We start from the raw sequence: 14,135 nt of genomic DNA, 5'->3' as shown, positions 1-14,135 counted from the left end.
CTCAATGAAACTGTCCTGCGCCATCCCGTTCACCTCCGCCTACGCGCAAGTGAATCACATCTGGATAGAACAGTCAGGTTTTGCAGAGGCCTCGCTCTTGCGGGGGAGGGTTGGGGTGGGGGCTCGCGGGCACAGCGCGCCAGTCCGACGCCCTCACTCACCCGGTGGTCACCGCTGTTTCACGTGAAACAGCGACCCTCGCCTACCCTTCGCCACTCACCGTAGCTGGCCGCTTCCGCGCCTCGCGCCGCAGATACGCCGCCAGAATCCCGAGCGCCGCCGGGGTGATGCCGTCGAGCCGACCCGCCTGCCCGACCGTCCGCGGCCGATGCCGTTCCAACCGGTTGCGCGCCTCGTTCGACAGACCGGGGACCTGCGCATAGTCGATCTCGGTCAACAGCAGGCCCTCGTCGCGGCGGAAGGCTTCGACATCGGCGGTCTGACGGGCGAGATAGACGTGATATTTGGCGTCGATCTCGACATGCACGGCGATCGACGGCGAAACTGCCGCCAATTCGGGCCAGATCGCCCTGACCTCGTCCCAGCCGATCTCCGGATAGGACAACAGATCGAAGGCCGAGCGCCGCTGGCCGTCGCGATTGAGCGACAATCCGTGACGGGATGCCTCATTGGGGGTGATCGACAGCGATTGCGTCAGCGCCTTCGCGTCCGCCAGCGCCGCCATCTTGGTGCGATGGAACGCGGCCCGCTCCGCCCCGACGCAACCCAGCGCCAGCCCCTTGTCGGTCAGCCGCTGGTCGGCGTTGTCGGCGCGCAGCGTCAGGCGATATTCGGCCCGTGAGGTGAACATCCGGTACGGCTCGTTGATGCCGCGAGTCACCAGATCGTCGATCATCACCCCGAGATAGCCGTCGGCGCGGTCGAACACAGCCGGATCGCCGCCGCCGGCCGCAAGCACGGCGTTGAGACCGGCCACCAACCCCTGCGCCGCGGCTTCTTCATAGCCGGTGGTGCCGTTGATCTGCCCGGCCAGGAACAGACCGCGCAGCTGCTTGGTCTGCAGCGTCGGCTCCAGTTCTCGCGGATCAACGTGGTCGTACTCGATCGCATAGCCGGGCCGGACCAATTCGGTCCGCTCCAGGCCCGGAATGGTCTTCAGGATGGCGCGCTGGACCTCTTCGGGCAGCGAAGTGGAGATGCCGTTGGGATAAACCGTCGGATCGTCGAGCCCTTCCGGCTCCAGAAAGATCTGATGGCCGTCGCGGTCGCCGAAACGGACGATCTTGTCCTCGATCGACGGGCAATAACGCGGTCCGGTCGATTGAATCTGCCCCGAATACATCGGCGAGCGATGAACATTGTCGCGGATCACCGCGTGCGTGGCCGGCGTCGTCCGGGTGATGCCGCATTCGATCTGCGGCGTCGTAATCGCAGGCGTCAGCACCGAGAACGGCTCCGGCGGATCATCGCCGGGCTGCATCTCGACCGCGCCCCAGTCGATCGTCCGCCCATCGAGCCGCGGCGGCGTCCCGGTCTTGAGCCGCCCGAGCGCAAAACCGAGCGCCTCGAATGAGCGCGACAGACCGAGCGCCGGCGCCTCGTCGATCCGGCCGGCCGGCCAGCTCTGCTCGCCGAGATGAATCAGCCCGCGCAGAAAGGTCCCGGTGGTGATGACGACCGCGCCGGCCGCAAACTCGCGGCCATCCACGAGGCGAATCCCGGTGACCCGGCCGTCAGCGGACAACAGCACATCCGCCTCGCCTTCGATCACGCTCAAATGGGCGGTGGCGCGGATCGCAGCCTGCATCGCGGCGGCATAGAGCTTGCGGTCGGCCTGGGCGCGCGGACCGCGCACCGCCGGTCCCTTGCGGCGGTTGAGCATCCGGAACTGAATGCCGCCGGCATCGGCCACCCGACCCATCAGCCCGTCCAGCGCATCGACCTCACGCACCAGATGGCCCTTGCCGAGACCGCCGATCGCCGGATTGCACGACATCGCGCCGATGGTGGCAAAACGGTGGGTCACCAGGGCCGTGGTCGCACCGAGCCGGGCGGCCGCGGCCGCAGCTTCGCAGCCGGCATGGCCGCCGCCAATGACGATGACATCGTAGGAATTGCGCATCAGCGGCTTGTAACTCAGCTTTTGGGCGCTTTGAAGCGGTATTGGATTCGGCCCGACGACGGGGTCGCTACTGTTTCACGTGAAACAAGAGCGTGCTGGCCATTGTTTCACGTGAAACAGGCCGCAGGCCCGTTGGATCGCTCCTCGAGGCTTCTAAAGGTCGCCCAACTGAGCAATTCAGAACAGTGGAACTTAATGAAACAGTAACCCTGTTTCCACATCCCGGACATTCACTTGCCGATGCAGAACCGGCTGAAGATTTCCCCGAGGACGTCCTCGACATCGACACGGCCGAGCAGTCGCCCCAGAGCCACGCCGGCCAGCCTTAGTTCCTCGGCGACCAGTTCGGCGGGCAGGTCATGCTGCAGACTGCGTTGCAGCATTGCTGCAGCATCCTGCAGCAAAGTGCGATGCCGCGCCCGGCTGATCAGCGCCGTCTCGCCGCTGGCGAAATACTGCGCCGCAAAATCCTCGATCGCCGCGATCAGCTCGCCGAGCCCCTGGCCCCGCAACGCTGAAATTTCAAACGCCGCATTTCCGCCCCAAGCGCCATCGGTTTGCCGCAACGCCGCAGCGAGAGGTTCGACCGGCAGATCGACCGGACCGCCGTCCCCCTCCCCGCCCCGCAGATCGATCTTGTTGCGCACCCGCCAGACCGGCGCCGACGCCGCGACCGCGTCACCGGTCATTTCGCCTTCGCCGAGCCATAGGACCAGGTCGGCCTCCGCAGCCCGCGCCCGCGCCCGCCGCACGCCTTCCTGCTCGACCGGGTCATTGCTTTCGCGAATGCCCGCGGTGTCGATCACCGTCACCGGATAGCCGCCGAGATCGAGCTGCACCTCGATCACGTCGCGGGTCGTGCCGGCATGAGGCGAGACGATCGCGACCTCGCGCCGCGCCAGCCGATTGATCAGCGTCGACTTGCCGACATTCGGAGGTCCGGCGATCGCGACCACCATTCCGTCCCGCAGCCTTTCACTTCGGCCCTGTGCCGCAAGCACTTCTGCGATTTCGTCATGCAACGCCGCGATCGTTTGCAGCGCCGGCGCCATCAGCTCGCCCTGCACATCGCCTTCGTCGGCGAAGTCGATTCCGGCTTCGATCAGTGCGGCTGCTTCGATGATCTGCGCCCGCCAACGCCGCGCCCGGTCGCCGAGCAGACCACCGAGCTGGCGCACCGCCTGGCGCCGCTGCGCCTCGGTGTCGGCGTGGATCAGATCGTCGAGCCCCTCCGCCTCGGTCAGATCGAGCTTGCCGTTCTCGAACGCCCGCCGCGTGAACTCGCCCGGCTCCGCCGGCCGCACGCCGTCGAACGCCGACAGCGCTCTGACCAGCGCCGCCAGCACCGCGCGGCCGCCATGGATGTGAAATTCGGCGACGTCCTCGCCCGTGGCGCTCGCAGGCCCGGCAAACCAGAGCGCCACGCCGTCATCGATAAGCTCTTGATTTTGATCGCGGATCAGCACGCGGCGGGCAGTCCGCGGCGGCGGCAGCGATCCCGTCAGCGCCGTCAGCAGATCGCCGGCGCGCGGGCCCGAGACGCGCACCATCGCGATCGCTGTCGGAGGCCGACCCGACGATAGTGCGAAGATCGTTTCGTCACCCACCATAACGACTCATGATTGCCACCGACGCTTCCGCCGCAGCCATAGCATCCCAACCGGGTCAACATCGATCCCGCGGTGCGTCCGGTTTTCCGCACGAGGGGAGAGGCATCTCGCAACGATTAGTTAACTATCTCGATACATCCGGGAACGTCTGATTTGGCCGGTAACACGCAGCACAGCCCGTCGCACTAAACTGTCGGCATGACTGACACCACACTTCAGGCAGCCGCACTGTCGGCGCCGCAGCTGCAGATCGTAGCCCCCGCCGACCGGCGCGTGACGCGCTTGATCTGGCTGCTGATCGCGTTGATGGCATGCAGCGCCGGCATCGGCCTCGGACTGCTCGGCATCACGATCGATTTCACCAGTAATCTCAGCCTGATCGCGATTGCTGTTGGGTATTGTGCGGTGACCGTTTTCTACGCGACCGTTCGTCGTGATGTTCGGCTTGCCGCCGCCATGACGTCGGTCGGACAACTCTTCCTCGTCCTGCTGATCGGTCTGTTTCTGACCTATGCGGCCACCGCGGTCGGACTTCCGCTGCGCGACGCCGAGCTTCACGCAGCCGACCAATGGCTCAATTTCGACCGCGCCAGCTATCTGGCGGCCTGCGCTGCAATTCCAGGTCTGATCAGCCTGTTGGACGCGGCCTATCTCACGATCCAGCATCAGACCGTGCTGGTGCCGCTCGCGCTCATTCTCGCCGGACAACAGCTGCGGTTGCAGCACTTCGTCCTGGCGTTCGGCCTTTCGCTGGTTGCGACCGCACTCATCGCGGTGTTTGTGCCGGCCGTCGACGCGATGATCTATCTCGATCTCGCTCCGCACGGCGTCGCCTCGCTGCCGCCGGGCACCTACACCCACATTCCAACGCTGGAAGCATTGCGCGCCGGAACCATGCCGACGATTCGCCTGAATGATCTCGAGGGGCTGATCACGTTCCCGAGCTTTCACACCGCAAACGGCGTGTTGTTCGCCTGGGCGCTATGGCGGATCCGCTGCCTCTGGATCGTGGGACTCGTCGTCAACGCCCTGATGATCGCAAGCACGCCGATCTCAGGCCAGCACTACCTCATCGATGTGATCGCCGGCGCGGGGGTTGCAGCGGCGGCAATCGTCGCGGCACGCCGTCTTGCAGACGGCGTGCGCGATGCCAAACAACCGATGGCCACGCACGCCGGCTGAACCTGATAGCGTTTTCGAGCGATCAGAACCGAAGCTCTAGGTGTTCATCGACTCGAAGAATTCCGAGTTGTTCTTGGTGTTGCGCAGCTTGTCGAGCAGGAAGTCGATCGCGTCCATCGTTCCCATCGGATTGAGGATCCGGCGCAGCACGTACATTTTCTTCAGCACCTGCGGATCGGTGATCAGCTCTTCCTTGCGGGTGCCGGAGCGCGAGATGTCGATCGCCGGGAAGGTGCGCTTGTCCGAGACCTTGCGGTCGAGGATCAGCTCCGAATTGCCGGTGCCCTTGAATTCTTCGAAGATCACTTCGTCCATGCGCGAGCCGGTATCGACCAGCGCGGTGGCGATGATGGTGAGCGAACCGCCCTCCTCGATGTTGCGCGCGGCGCCGAAGAACCGCTTCGGCCGCTGCAGCGCATTGGCGTCGACGCCGCCGGTCAGCACCTTGCCGGAGGACGGCACCACGGTGTTGTAGGCGCGGCCGAGGCGCGTAATCGAGTCGAGCAGGATCACCACGTCGCGGCCGTGTTCGACCAAACGCTTGGCCTTCTCGATCACCATCTCGGCGACCTGAACGTGACGCACCGCCGGTTCGTCGAAGGTCGAGGAAACGACTTCGCCCTTCACCGAGCGTTGCATGTCGGTGACTTCTTCCGGCCGCTCGTCGATCAGCAGCACGATCAGATAGCATTCCGGATGATTGGCGGTGATCGAATGCGCGATGTTCTGCATCAGCACGGTCTTGCCGGTGCGCGGCGGCGCGACGATCAGCGCGCGCTGGCCCTTGCCGATCGGCGCGACGATGTCGATCACCCGCGCCGACAGATCCTTGCGGGTCGGATCGTCGATCTCGAGCCGGAACCGCTCGTCCGGAAACAGCGGCGTCAGATTGTCGAAATTGACCTTGTGCTTGGACTTCTCGGGATCCTCGAAGTTCAGCGTGTTGACCTTCAGCAGCGCGAAGTAGCGTTCGCCTTCCTTCGGGCTGCGGATATGACCCTCGATGGTGTCGCCGGTGCGCAGGCCGAAGCGGCGGATCTGCGAGGGTGAAACGTAGATATCATCCGGACCCGGCAGGTAGTTGGCATCGGGCGATCGCAAGAAGCCGAAGCCGTCGGACAGAACCTCGACGACGCCTTCGCCGATGATGTCGGTTTCTTTCGCCGACAGCTGCTTCAGGCAGGCGAACATCAGCTCCTGCTTGCGCATCGTGCTGGCGTTCTCGACCCCCAACTCTTCCGCGAACGAGACAAGCTCGGCCGGCGTCTTGGCCTTGAGGTCTTGAAGTTTCATTTCCCGCATTGGGGGGGTCCTGTGGAAAAACCGAGAGAGGGGATTCGTCAGCGGAAGAGAGCGGAGACTGGAAAATACGGATAGTCCGCAGGTCTTCAGGTCGACGACGTCTTGAGCAAGGAAGGTGCGAAGAGGCTTAAAACCCGATGCGGCGGCCGGTTCTAGCAAAACCAGATCGCAACCACATTCGCCTGCTTTAGGTGGGACACGACAACTATAGAAAATCGTCCGGTCGCACGCAAGGCGTTCTGCGGCCGAACGATGCCAGATTTTGCGGCACGATTCTGCGCCATCAGAACGGCTTGACGATCACGACGATCACTGCGCCGACCATGAGAAGTGTCGGTATCTCATTGATTACACGATAGAATTTGTGAGATCGTTTATTCCGATCCGCGGCGAAATCACGCACGTAACGCCCCAGCAGCAGGTGGATCACCGTCATCAGCACAACCGCCGCGAGCTTGGCGTGAAACCAGCCGGAGGCGAAAAAGCTCTGCTGCCAGGCGATCACGAGGCCGGCGGCCCAGGCCGCTATCATCGCCGGATTCATGATCGCCTTGTACAGCCGGCGTTCCATGATCTTGAACGTCTCGGACTGCACCGAGCCGACTTCCGCCGCGCAGTGATAGACGAACAGCCTCGGCATGTAGAGCATTCCGGCCATCCACGAGATCACCGCGATGACGTGGAAGGCCTTCACCCAAAGATAAAAATCAGACCAGTCGAACATTTGGCCGCCCCACCGCTTGCGCGGAATTCAAGAGCCGATCGGGAACGCGCTGCCGGCGCCACGCGTTACTCGAATGCGCGAACACGGAGTTTTCCGCAAGCTCCACTCCTCTAAACAATATTTATAGATTCTTAGGGTTTGAGTCGTAGTGACAGGGGATTGTGCCGGCGCAACAGACGTTCCGGATTATCCCGGCACGATTCACATTTGCACAGCCCCGGGCCTGATCGGTCCGGCGCAGCTTTGGGCCTTTACCGGCGGGTGTTTGCGCCGTCCTCGGGCTGCTTTATCAAGAGACAAATCCACAATCACCCGCTAACCTCGGAAAAATCCCGAGACACTTTCCTCACCCCAGGCCTGTGAAGAAAAAGCCGGGTTATCCCGCCCGCGGCGGCCGCGACGCCGTCATCCGGCGGCGAACGCCCCGTTGTTCACAGGATACACAGGGTCATGATGCTGACCGACGGCAGCTATTTTCACCTCCATCTGGTGTCCGATTCGACCGGCGAAACCCTGATCACGGTGTCCCGCGCGGTCGCCGCGCAATACGCCAACGTCTCTCCGGTGGAGCATGTCTATCCGCTGGTGCGAAGCCAGAAGCAGCTCGATCGCGTGCTGCAGGAGATCGAGGAATCGCCCGGCATCGTGCTTTTCACGCTGCTGGAAAGCGAGCTGGTCAACCGGCTGGAGGCCAAGTGCCAGCAGATCAACAGCCCGAGTCTGTCGATCATCGGCCCGGTGATGCAATTGTTCGAGGCCTATCTCGGCGCCTCCACCACCGGCCGGGTCGGCGCGCAGCACACTTTGAACGCCGAATATTTCAAGCGCATCGACGCGCTGAACTACTCGATGATGCATGACGACGGCCAGCATGTCGAAGGCCTGGAAGAGGCCGATGTGGTGCTGGTCGGGGTGTCGCGCACCTCGAAGACGCCGACCTCGATCTATCTCGCCAATCGCGGGATCCGCACCGCCAACGTGCCGCTCGTCGCCGGCATTCCGATTCCGCATCAGCTCGAGACGTTGAAGAAGCCGCTGGTGGTCAGCCTCCACGCCTCGCCGGACCGGCTGATCCAGGTCCGACAGAACCGGTTGCTTAGTCTCGGCGCCGGCGCCGGCAACGACTCCTATATCGATCGCCAGGCGGTCACCGACGAAGTGCTGCTGGCCCGCAAGCTCAGCGCCAAATACGGCTGGTCGCTGCTCGACGTCACCCGACGATCGATCGAGGAAACCGCCGCTGCGATCATGAAGCTCCTCGCCGACCGCCAACGCCAGAGGATGTCCGAATGACGCTGTGGCTCGGGCCGCAGCCGCTGGTGCTCGCTTCACAGAGCCGCGCGCGGCAGGCGTTACTGACCAATGCGGGGATTCCGTTCGAAGCGATCCCGGCCGAACTCGATGAGCGCGGCATTGCCAGGGTCTCCGGCCTGTCGGCGCCCGGCGACATCGCCGCATTGCTGGCGCAAGAGAAGGCCGCCTTCGTCTCGAACCATCATCCCGGACGCTTGGTGCTTGGCGCCGATCAGACCTTGGCGCTCGGCGCCCGCGGATTCAACAAGCCCGCGGATCGCAACGAGGCGGCGAAACAACTGCGTGAACTGGCCGGCCGCCGCCACGAGCTGCATTCGGCCATCGCCGTGGTGCGCAACGGCATCACGCTGTTCGCCGAGGTTGTGATCGCCCGCATGACGATGCGCCCGTTGAGCGACGAGGAAATCGCCGTCTATCTCGACGAAGTCGGCGACACGGCGACCTCCAGCGTCGGCGGCTATCAGGTCGAAGGTCTCGGTGTGCACCTGTTCGACGGCATCCACGGCGACCACTCCACCATTCTCGGCCTGCCGCTGTTGCCCTTGCTCGGCTTTCTGCGTAGCCAGAAATTGTTGACGCTTTAAAGTCTGGCGCATGACCCCGGAAAGTGGATGCCGGTTTTCGGAAAGATCACGCACAAACAATAAGCTAGAGCAGAATGACGGTTCGACGATAGTCATCCTGTTCTCGGCAGCGGAGGAAGCGGAATGCTGGTGCTCGGGCTCACCGGGTCGATCGGGATGGGAAAATCCACCACAGCCAAGCTGTTCGAAGAGGCCGGCGTGCCGGTCTACGACGCTGATGCCACGGTGCATAAGATCTATGAGGACGAGGCCGCGCCGGCGATCGAGGCGGCTTTTCCCGGCACCACGGCGAACGGCAAGGTCGACCGTACGCTGCTGTCCGCCAAGGTCGTGCACGACACCGAGGCGATGAAGCGGCTGGAGCAGATCGTGCATCCGATGCTGCGCTCGCATCACCAGAACTTCCTTGACGACGCCGAGGCCTCCGGCGCGCCGATCGCGGTGGTCGACGTGCCGTTGTTGTTCGAGACCGGGGGCGAGAAGCGGGTCGATGCGGTGGTGGTCGTCACCACTTCGCCGGAGATTCAGCGCGAGCGCATCCTCGCGCGCGACAACATGACTCCCGAGAAGCTCGACGCCATCCTGGCGCGGCAGATGCCGGACGCCGAGAAGCGCAAGCGCGCGGATTTTATCGTGGATACCTCGCACGGTCTCGACCCGGTGCGGGCGCAGCTCCACGAAATCCTCGCCGCGGCTGCTAGGATGCCACGCCGGCGTCCCTGATTCGCCGGCCGACGAACTGCAACCGCGTGCCAGCAACCGATGCGTGAAATCGTTCTCGACACCGAAACCACCGGGCTCGATCCGCTGCGCGGCGACCGGCTGGTCGAGATCGGCTGCGTCGAAATCTACAACCGGATGCCGACCGGGCAGGCCTTCCACCGCTACATCAATCCGGAACGCGACATGCCGGCGGAAGCCTTCGCGGTGCATGGCTTGTCGGCCGAGTTTCTCGCCGACAAGCCTTTGTTCGCGCAGGTCGTCGACGAGTTTCTCGACTTCATCGGCGACGCGCCGCTGGTGATCCACAACGCCTCGTTCGACGCCGGTTTCCTCAATGCCGAACTGGCGCGGCTGTCGCGGGCCGCGATTCCGCGCGAGCGGCTGGTCGATACGCTGCTGCTGGCGCGGCGCAAGCATCCCGGCGTGTCGAACCGGCTCGACGATCTGTGCTCGCGTTACGCGATCGACAATTCACGCCGCACCAAGCACGGCGCATTGCTCGACGCCGAACTGCTGGCGGAAGTCTATATCGATCTGATCGGGGCGCGGCAGTCGCAGCTGATTCTCGCCGAGGTGCCGTCCGAACGGGCCGGCCAGGGCGGCGATAAGCCCCGTCGGCAGCGGTCGACCCCGCTCGCGGCCCGGGTCACCGAACTCGACCTCGACGCGCATCGGGCGTTCATCGCGACCATGGGCGACAAGGCGATCTGGAAGGAATATCCCGCCGGCGCCTGATCCAGGCGGCGCCGGCCTTTATTGTCAGATTCGAATCAGGTGAGGCCCGGCCTCAGCTCGGCTGGCCCTGCTGCGCCTGGCGTTCCATGTTCTGGCGGTACAGACCGACGAAATCCACCGGATCGAGCATCAGCGGCGGGAAGCCGCCATCGCGGACCGCGCTGGCAATGATTTCGCGGGCGAACGGGAACAACAGCCGCGGGCATTCGATCATGATCAGCGGATGCAGGTTCTCTTGCGGCACGTTGACGATCCGGAACACGCCGGCGTAAGCGAGCTCGAAGCTGAACAGCACCGTGCTGCCGGATTCGGCCTTGCCCTCGACCGAGAGCGTGACCTCGTATTCGTTCTCGGCAAGGTTGTTGGCGCCGACATTGATCTGGATGTTGATGGCCGGCTGCTGTTGCTGCTGCGCCAGCGACGCCGGGGCGTTCGGGTTCTCGAACGACAGATCCTTGGTGTACTGCGCCAGCACGTTGAGCTGGGGAGCAGCGACCGCTTCCGGAGGGGCGCCGTTACCGTTGGTCATCGAAATCTCTCCTGGAGGGTGCGGCCGGCAGAACGGCGGCATTCACGCAAATGGCGGGTGGATGATGTCGGCGAGTGGCTATCATAGGGCTGCGGCCATCCACAAGGTCGACCGAAGCAGGACGGGTCAGACCCGTTCCAAACTGTGCCGACAGGCCTGAAAGGCCCCCGACCCGACCCCGAAGCTGCCTAAATCTTTGGCCGGATGAACTTTCTTACAATGATCCGGTTTCCCCCTTGCGGCGAACGGCTTACATTCGCGACAAATCAACCCCGGGCCGTGGCGCGGCGGGGCTTGCCAACCCGGTTGGCTGTGCCAAAACGCGCCATTGGCTGGGCAAAGTTTGTCACTACATGGTGAGGCTGGCCCGGGCATAATGTTCAGGGCCTTGCTGCCGCTGGTGCAAGTCGCGCCTTCAGGCCGCTGCCGATGAGAAAGTGAAGCGACGTGGATATTTACACCATCATCTTCCTTGCGCTTGCGGTGTTTATTTTCCTGCGTCTGCGCAATGTGTTGGGTCAACGGACTGGTAGCGAACGCCCACCGTTCGACCGAGCCGCTGCGCGGGACATGATCCCCGGCAAGCAGGACAACAACGTGGTGCCGATGCCCGGCACGGTGATCGACCAGTCGCCAACCGCGCCGAACGCCGATGTGGTTCCTCCGTCGGATCGCTGGAAGGGCATCGCCGAGCCGGATTCGCCGTTGGCGCATGGCCTCAACGCGGTGTTGGTTCAGGACTCCTCGTTCGACGCCAATCATTTCCTCACCGGCGCCAAGAGCGCCTATGAGATGATCGTGATGGCGTTCGCGAACGGCGATCGCCGCGCGCTGCGCGACCTGCTGTCGAGCGAGGTCTATGACAGCTTCGATGCGGCGATCAAGGATCGCGAGAAGAACGAGCGCAAGACCGAAACCCGCTTTGTTGCGATCGACAAGGCGGAGCTGCTCGGCGCCGAAGTGCGCGAGCACACCGCCCAGCTCACGGTGAAGTTCGTGTCGCAGATGATCTCGGTCACCCGCGACAAGGCCGGGGCGATCGTCGATGGCAACCCGGACAAGGTCGCCGATATCACCGACGTTTGGACCTTCGCCCGCGACATCAGCTCGCGTGATCCGAACTGGAAGCTGGTTGGCACGGGAAGCGGTCACTAACGCGCACGGCGCATCACGCTTCGCTCTGGCGCGCGGCGTGATCGCCGCCGCCCTGCTGCTGGCTCCGGCCGCCGTCGAAGCCGGGCACCGGCATCATCACTCGAAAAGCCATCACTCCGCCGCCCACAAACGGCATCTGCAGCCGGTTTGGCCGATTGAGATTCCCGGCAGCCAATATGCGCCAATCAGCTGGGATCAGGTCGCCGGCTGGGACACCGACGATCATCTCGCGGCCTTCAAGACCTTCCAGGCGAGCTGCCGGCCGATCGTCGCCCGGCGCAACGCGGTCGCCGAGACCAAGCCGCTCGGTGCGTCGCTCGGTGAGCCTTGCCAGGCCGCACGCGTCGCAGACGTGTCAGACAACGCCAAAGCGCGCGCGTTCTTTGAAACGCATTTTCTGCCGCTGCAAATTTCGCGCGTCGGCGAGGAGGCCGGGTTCGTCACCGGTTACTATGAACCGGTGGTCGAGGGCTCGCGCGTGCAAACCGATGTCTACAATGTGCCGGTCTATCGCCGCCCGTCGAATCTGTTCGTCCGCGGCACTAAGCAGGATGCCGCGCTGCCGAATGGCGGGCCGGTGTATCGCAAAATCGGCCGGCGCAAGCTGGTGCCGTATTACGATCGCGCCGGGATCGAGGACGGCGCCGTCGCCGGGCGGGGGCTGGAGATCTGCTGGCTGAAAAGCCAGACCGATCTGCTGTTCTCGCAGATCCAGGGCTCGGCCCGCATCAAGCTCGAGGACGGCAGCGTCGTCCGCATCAATTACGACGCGCATAACGGCTATCCCTACACGCCTGTCGGCCGCATCCTGATCGATCGCGCCATCATCCCCAGAGAGCAGATGTCGATGCAGCGCATCCGCGAATGGATGGACGCCAATCCGGACGGCGCCAAGGAGCTGCGGCGGGCGAACCGGTCCTATGTGTTCTTCCGCGAGGTCAAGCTGAAGGACGACGAAGAGGCGATCGGCGCGCAAGGCGTGCCGCTGACGCCGGGCCGCTCGATCGCGGTCGACAAGGCGTTGCACGTCTACGGCACGCCGTTCTTCATCACCGGCGAATTGCCGATCGAGGCGCCCGAGTCGAAGACGCCGTTCCGCCGCCTGATGGTGGCGCAGGACACCGGCTCGGCGATCATCGGCCCGGCGCGGGCCGATTTGTATTTCGGCGCGGGCGCAGAAGCGGGCGCGATCGCGGGACGGATGCGGCACCCGATCCGCTTCGTGATGTTGCTGCCGAACAGCCTTGATCCGGTCGCGCGCGGCCGAACCATGCCGCTGCCCGAGCCGCGCCCGTCCAAGAAGATCGCCAAGCAGTTTCCGCAAACGCCGGCGGCCAAGGACCAGCCCGCCGCTCCGGATAACGCCAAGCCCCCGGAGCCGACCGCGGCGACGAACGGCACGCCACCGTCCGCCACAAGCGCGCCGGAGGTTGTTCCGACGCCGCAGGCGCGGCCGAATGCGGCGCCGGCCGCAGCGCCGAAGCGAGCCCACCGCCGCCATCATCGGCATCATGATCATCGACGCGCGCGCTGACGATGAAGCGCTTCGTGCCATCGCTCGATCCACCCGCCACCCCACGCCGCAAACGCAGCTTGAGCGAAGAGGAGCGCGCGCTGTGGGACAGCGTGGCGAAACAGGTCAAGCCGTTGCGCGGCCGCCCGCGCCTGACCAGGATCGACGTCGCAACCGCTCTACCGGCCACGCCCGCCGAAAAACCGCAGACGCCGCCGAGTTCGCAGCAGCCGGTCAAGCGCCCGGTCAAGCTCGCGACGCCGATGAGCCCGCCGCCGTTGGCGTCGCTCGGCCGGCGCGAGCGCTCCCATCTGTCGCGCGGCCGCAAAGACATCGACGCCCGGATCGATCTGCACGGCATGACCCAGTCCCGCGCGCATCACGCGCTGCTGCGCTTTCTGCAGCGAGCGAGCCATGACGGGTTGTCGTTCGTTCTGGTGATCACCGGCAAGGGCAGCAGGCTCGGCGGTGATCCCGAACGCGGCGTGCTGCGCCGTCAGGTGCCGCTCTGGCTGAGCCTGCCTGAATTCCGCGCCTATGTGGTCGGCTTCGACGAGGCCCATATCGGCCACGGCGGAGAAGGCGCGCTGTATGTGCGGGTGAGAAGGGCGCGCGGTTAGTTCACCGGCACATCGACATCCCGGCGCGTCATCGCCCGGTCATTCCGGGCGATGACGCTAT

13 protein-coding genes are annotated in these 14,135 nt (G+C 64.4%); 8 read left to right on the top strand and 5 right to left on the bottom strand.

Translation table 11 applies throughout. The features are described 5' to 3' along the window. Positions 1 to 202: 202 nt before the first annotated feature. A complete protein-coding gene (gene mnmG, locus BMY71_RS22920; protein WP_092686229.1) occupies positions 203 to 2,083 on the bottom strand; it encodes a tRNA uridine-5-carboxymethylaminomethyl(34) synthesis enzyme MnmG in 1,881 nt (626 codons plus the stop codon). A gap of 230 nt (positions 2,084 to 2,313) precedes the next feature. Next, positions 2,314 to 3,690 carry a tRNA uridine-5-carboxymethylaminomethyl(34) synthesis GTPase MnmE gene (mnmE, locus tag BMY71_RS22915; protein ID WP_430715352.1) on the bottom strand — a complete coding sequence of 459 codons (1,377 nt, stop codon included), beginning with the start codon at positions 3,688 to 3,690 and terminating at the stop codon, positions 2,314 to 2,316. Positions 3,691 to 3,975: 285 nt separating this feature from the next. Between mnmE and BMY71_RS22910 the strand changes: the two genes are divergently transcribed. Then, positions 3,976 to 4,875: a phosphatase PAP2 family protein gene (locus BMY71_RS22910; protein ID WP_175557764.1), complete on the top strand. Its 900-nt coding sequence runs from the start codon at positions 3,976 to 3,978 to the stop codon at positions 4,873 to 4,875. Positions 4,876 to 4,911: 36 nt separating this feature from the next. Here BMY71_RS22910 and rho read toward each other — a convergent pair whose 3' ends face one another. Together rho and hemJ are read right to left on the bottom strand one after the other, a co-directional pair. After that, the gene (gene rho / locus BMY71_RS22905) at positions 4,912 to 6,177 is read right to left on the bottom strand and encodes a transcription termination factor Rho (RefSeq protein ID WP_011500854.1); all 1,266 of its coding nucleotides are present in this window, start codon (positions 6,175 to 6,177) and stop codon (positions 4,912 to 4,914) included. A gap of 283 nt (positions 6,178 to 6,460) precedes the next feature. Next, a complete protein-coding gene (hemJ, locus tag BMY71_RS22900) occupies positions 6,461 to 6,901 on the bottom strand; it encodes a protoporphyrinogen oxidase HemJ (RefSeq protein WP_011500853.1) in 441 nt (146 codons plus the stop codon). Positions 6,902 to 7,354: 453 nt separating this feature from the next. On the opposite strand from hemJ, the gene BMY71_RS22895 reads away from it, so the two are divergent. The 4 genes from BMY71_RS22895 to dnaQ all read left to right on the top strand — a co-directional run bounded on the left by BMY71_RS22895 (position 7,355) and on the right by dnaQ (position 10,257). Continuing rightward, positions 7,355 to 8,194 carry a pyruvate, water dikinase regulatory protein gene (locus BMY71_RS22895; RefSeq protein ID WP_011500852.1) on the top strand — a complete coding sequence of 280 codons (840 nt, stop codon included), beginning with the start codon at positions 7,355 to 7,357 and terminating at the stop codon, positions 8,192 to 8,194. Beyond that, on the top strand, positions 8,191 to 8,799 hold the full coding sequence (locus BMY71_RS22890; protein ID WP_092686226.1) for a Maf family protein: 609 nt from the start codon (positions 8,191 to 8,193) through the stop codon (positions 8,797 to 8,799). Before BMY71_RS22895 ends, BMY71_RS22890 begins: the two co-directional genes overlap by 4 nt. A 123-nt stretch (positions 8,800 to 8,922) precedes the next feature. Beyond that, complete coding sequence (gene coaE / locus BMY71_RS22885) at positions 8,923 to 9,522, top strand: dephospho-CoA kinase (protein ID WP_092686225.1); 600 nt, start codon at positions 8,923 to 8,925, stop codon at positions 9,520 to 9,522. Between the two features lie 39 nt (positions 9,523 to 9,561). Then, positions 9,562 to 10,257, top strand: coding sequence for a DNA polymerase III subunit epsilon (gene dnaQ / locus BMY71_RS22880; RefSeq protein ID WP_011500849.1), 696 nt, complete (start codon positions 9,562 to 9,564; stop codon positions 10,255 to 10,257). Between the two features lie 52 nt (positions 10,258 to 10,309). Here dnaQ and secB read toward each other — a convergent pair whose 3' ends face one another. Next, complete coding sequence (secB, locus tag BMY71_RS22875) at positions 10,310 to 10,786, bottom strand: protein-export chaperone SecB (protein WP_011500848.1); 477 nt, start codon at positions 10,784 to 10,786, stop codon at positions 10,310 to 10,312. A gap of 447 nt (positions 10,787 to 11,233) precedes the next feature. Here secB and BMY71_RS22870 point away from each other — a divergent pair, with 447 nt between their 5' ends. Genes BMY71_RS22870 through BMY71_RS22860 form a run of 3 tightly spaced genes read left to right on the top strand, consistent with a single transcriptional unit; the run spans position 11,234 to position 14,074 of the window. Then, positions 11,234 to 11,941: a Tim44/TimA family putative adaptor protein gene (locus BMY71_RS22870; protein ID WP_092686224.1), complete on the top strand. Its 708-nt coding sequence runs from the start codon at positions 11,234 to 11,236 to the stop codon at positions 11,939 to 11,941. After that, positions 11,919 to 13,475 (top strand): murein transglycosylase A, encoded by a 1,557-nt coding sequence (gene mltA, locus BMY71_RS22865; RefSeq protein ID WP_430715351.1) that lies wholly within the window; start codon positions 11,919 to 11,921, stop codon positions 13,473 to 13,475. Before BMY71_RS22870 ends, mltA begins: the two co-directional genes overlap by 23 nt. Before the next feature lie 2 nt (positions 13,476 to 13,477). Then, a complete protein-coding gene (locus tag BMY71_RS22860; RefSeq protein WP_092686222.1) occupies positions 13,478 to 14,074 on the top strand; it encodes a Smr/MutS family protein in 597 nt (198 codons plus the stop codon). The last annotated feature ends 61 nt before the right edge of the window (positions 14,075 to 14,135 follow it).

It is taken from the genome of Rhodopseudomonas pseudopalustris (assembly GCF_900110435.1).
Taxonomy (GTDB): Bacteria; Pseudomonadota; Alphaproteobacteria; order Rhizobiales; family Xanthobacteraceae; genus Rhodopseudomonas; species Rhodopseudomonas pseudopalustris.
The sequence above is the reverse complement of the archived record's forward strand: the minus strand, read 5'-3'. Positions and strand labels throughout refer to the sequence as shown.

Bases quoted from the DNA above. Each gene is read 5' to 3' on its own strand.
- mnmG (WP_092686229.1), bottom strand. From the start codon at position 2,083: ATGCGCAATTCCTACGATGTCATCGTCATTGGCGGCGGCCATGCCGGC.
- rho (WP_011500854.1), bottom strand. From the start codon at position 6,177: ATGCGGGAAATGAAACTTCAAGACCTCAAGGCCAAGACGCCGGCCGAG.
- hemJ (WP_011500853.1), bottom strand. From the start codon at position 6,901: ATGTTCGACTGGTCTGATTTTTATCTTTGGGTGAAGGCCTTCCACGTC.
- BMY71_RS22895 (WP_011500852.1), top strand. From the start codon at position 7,355: ATGCTGACCGACGGCAGCTATTTTCACCTCCATCTGGTGTCCGATTCG.
- BMY71_RS22890 (WP_092686226.1), top strand. From the start codon at position 8,191: ATGACGCTGTGGCTCGGGCCGCAGCCGCTGGTGCTCGCTTCACAGAGC.
- coaE (WP_092686225.1), top strand. From the start codon at position 8,923: ATGCTGGTGCTCGGGCTCACCGGGTCGATCGGGATGGGAAAATCCACC.
- dnaQ (WP_011500849.1), top strand. From the start codon at position 9,562: ATGCGTGAAATCGTTCTCGACACCGAAACCACCGGGCTCGATCCGCTG.
- secB (WP_011500848.1), bottom strand. From the start codon at position 10,786: ATGACCAACGGTAACGGCGCCCCTCCGGAAGCGGTCGCTGCTCCCCAG.
- BMY71_RS22860 (WP_092686222.1), top strand. From the start codon at position 13,478: ATGAAGCGCTTCGTGCCATCGCTCGATCCACCCGCCACCCCACGCCGC.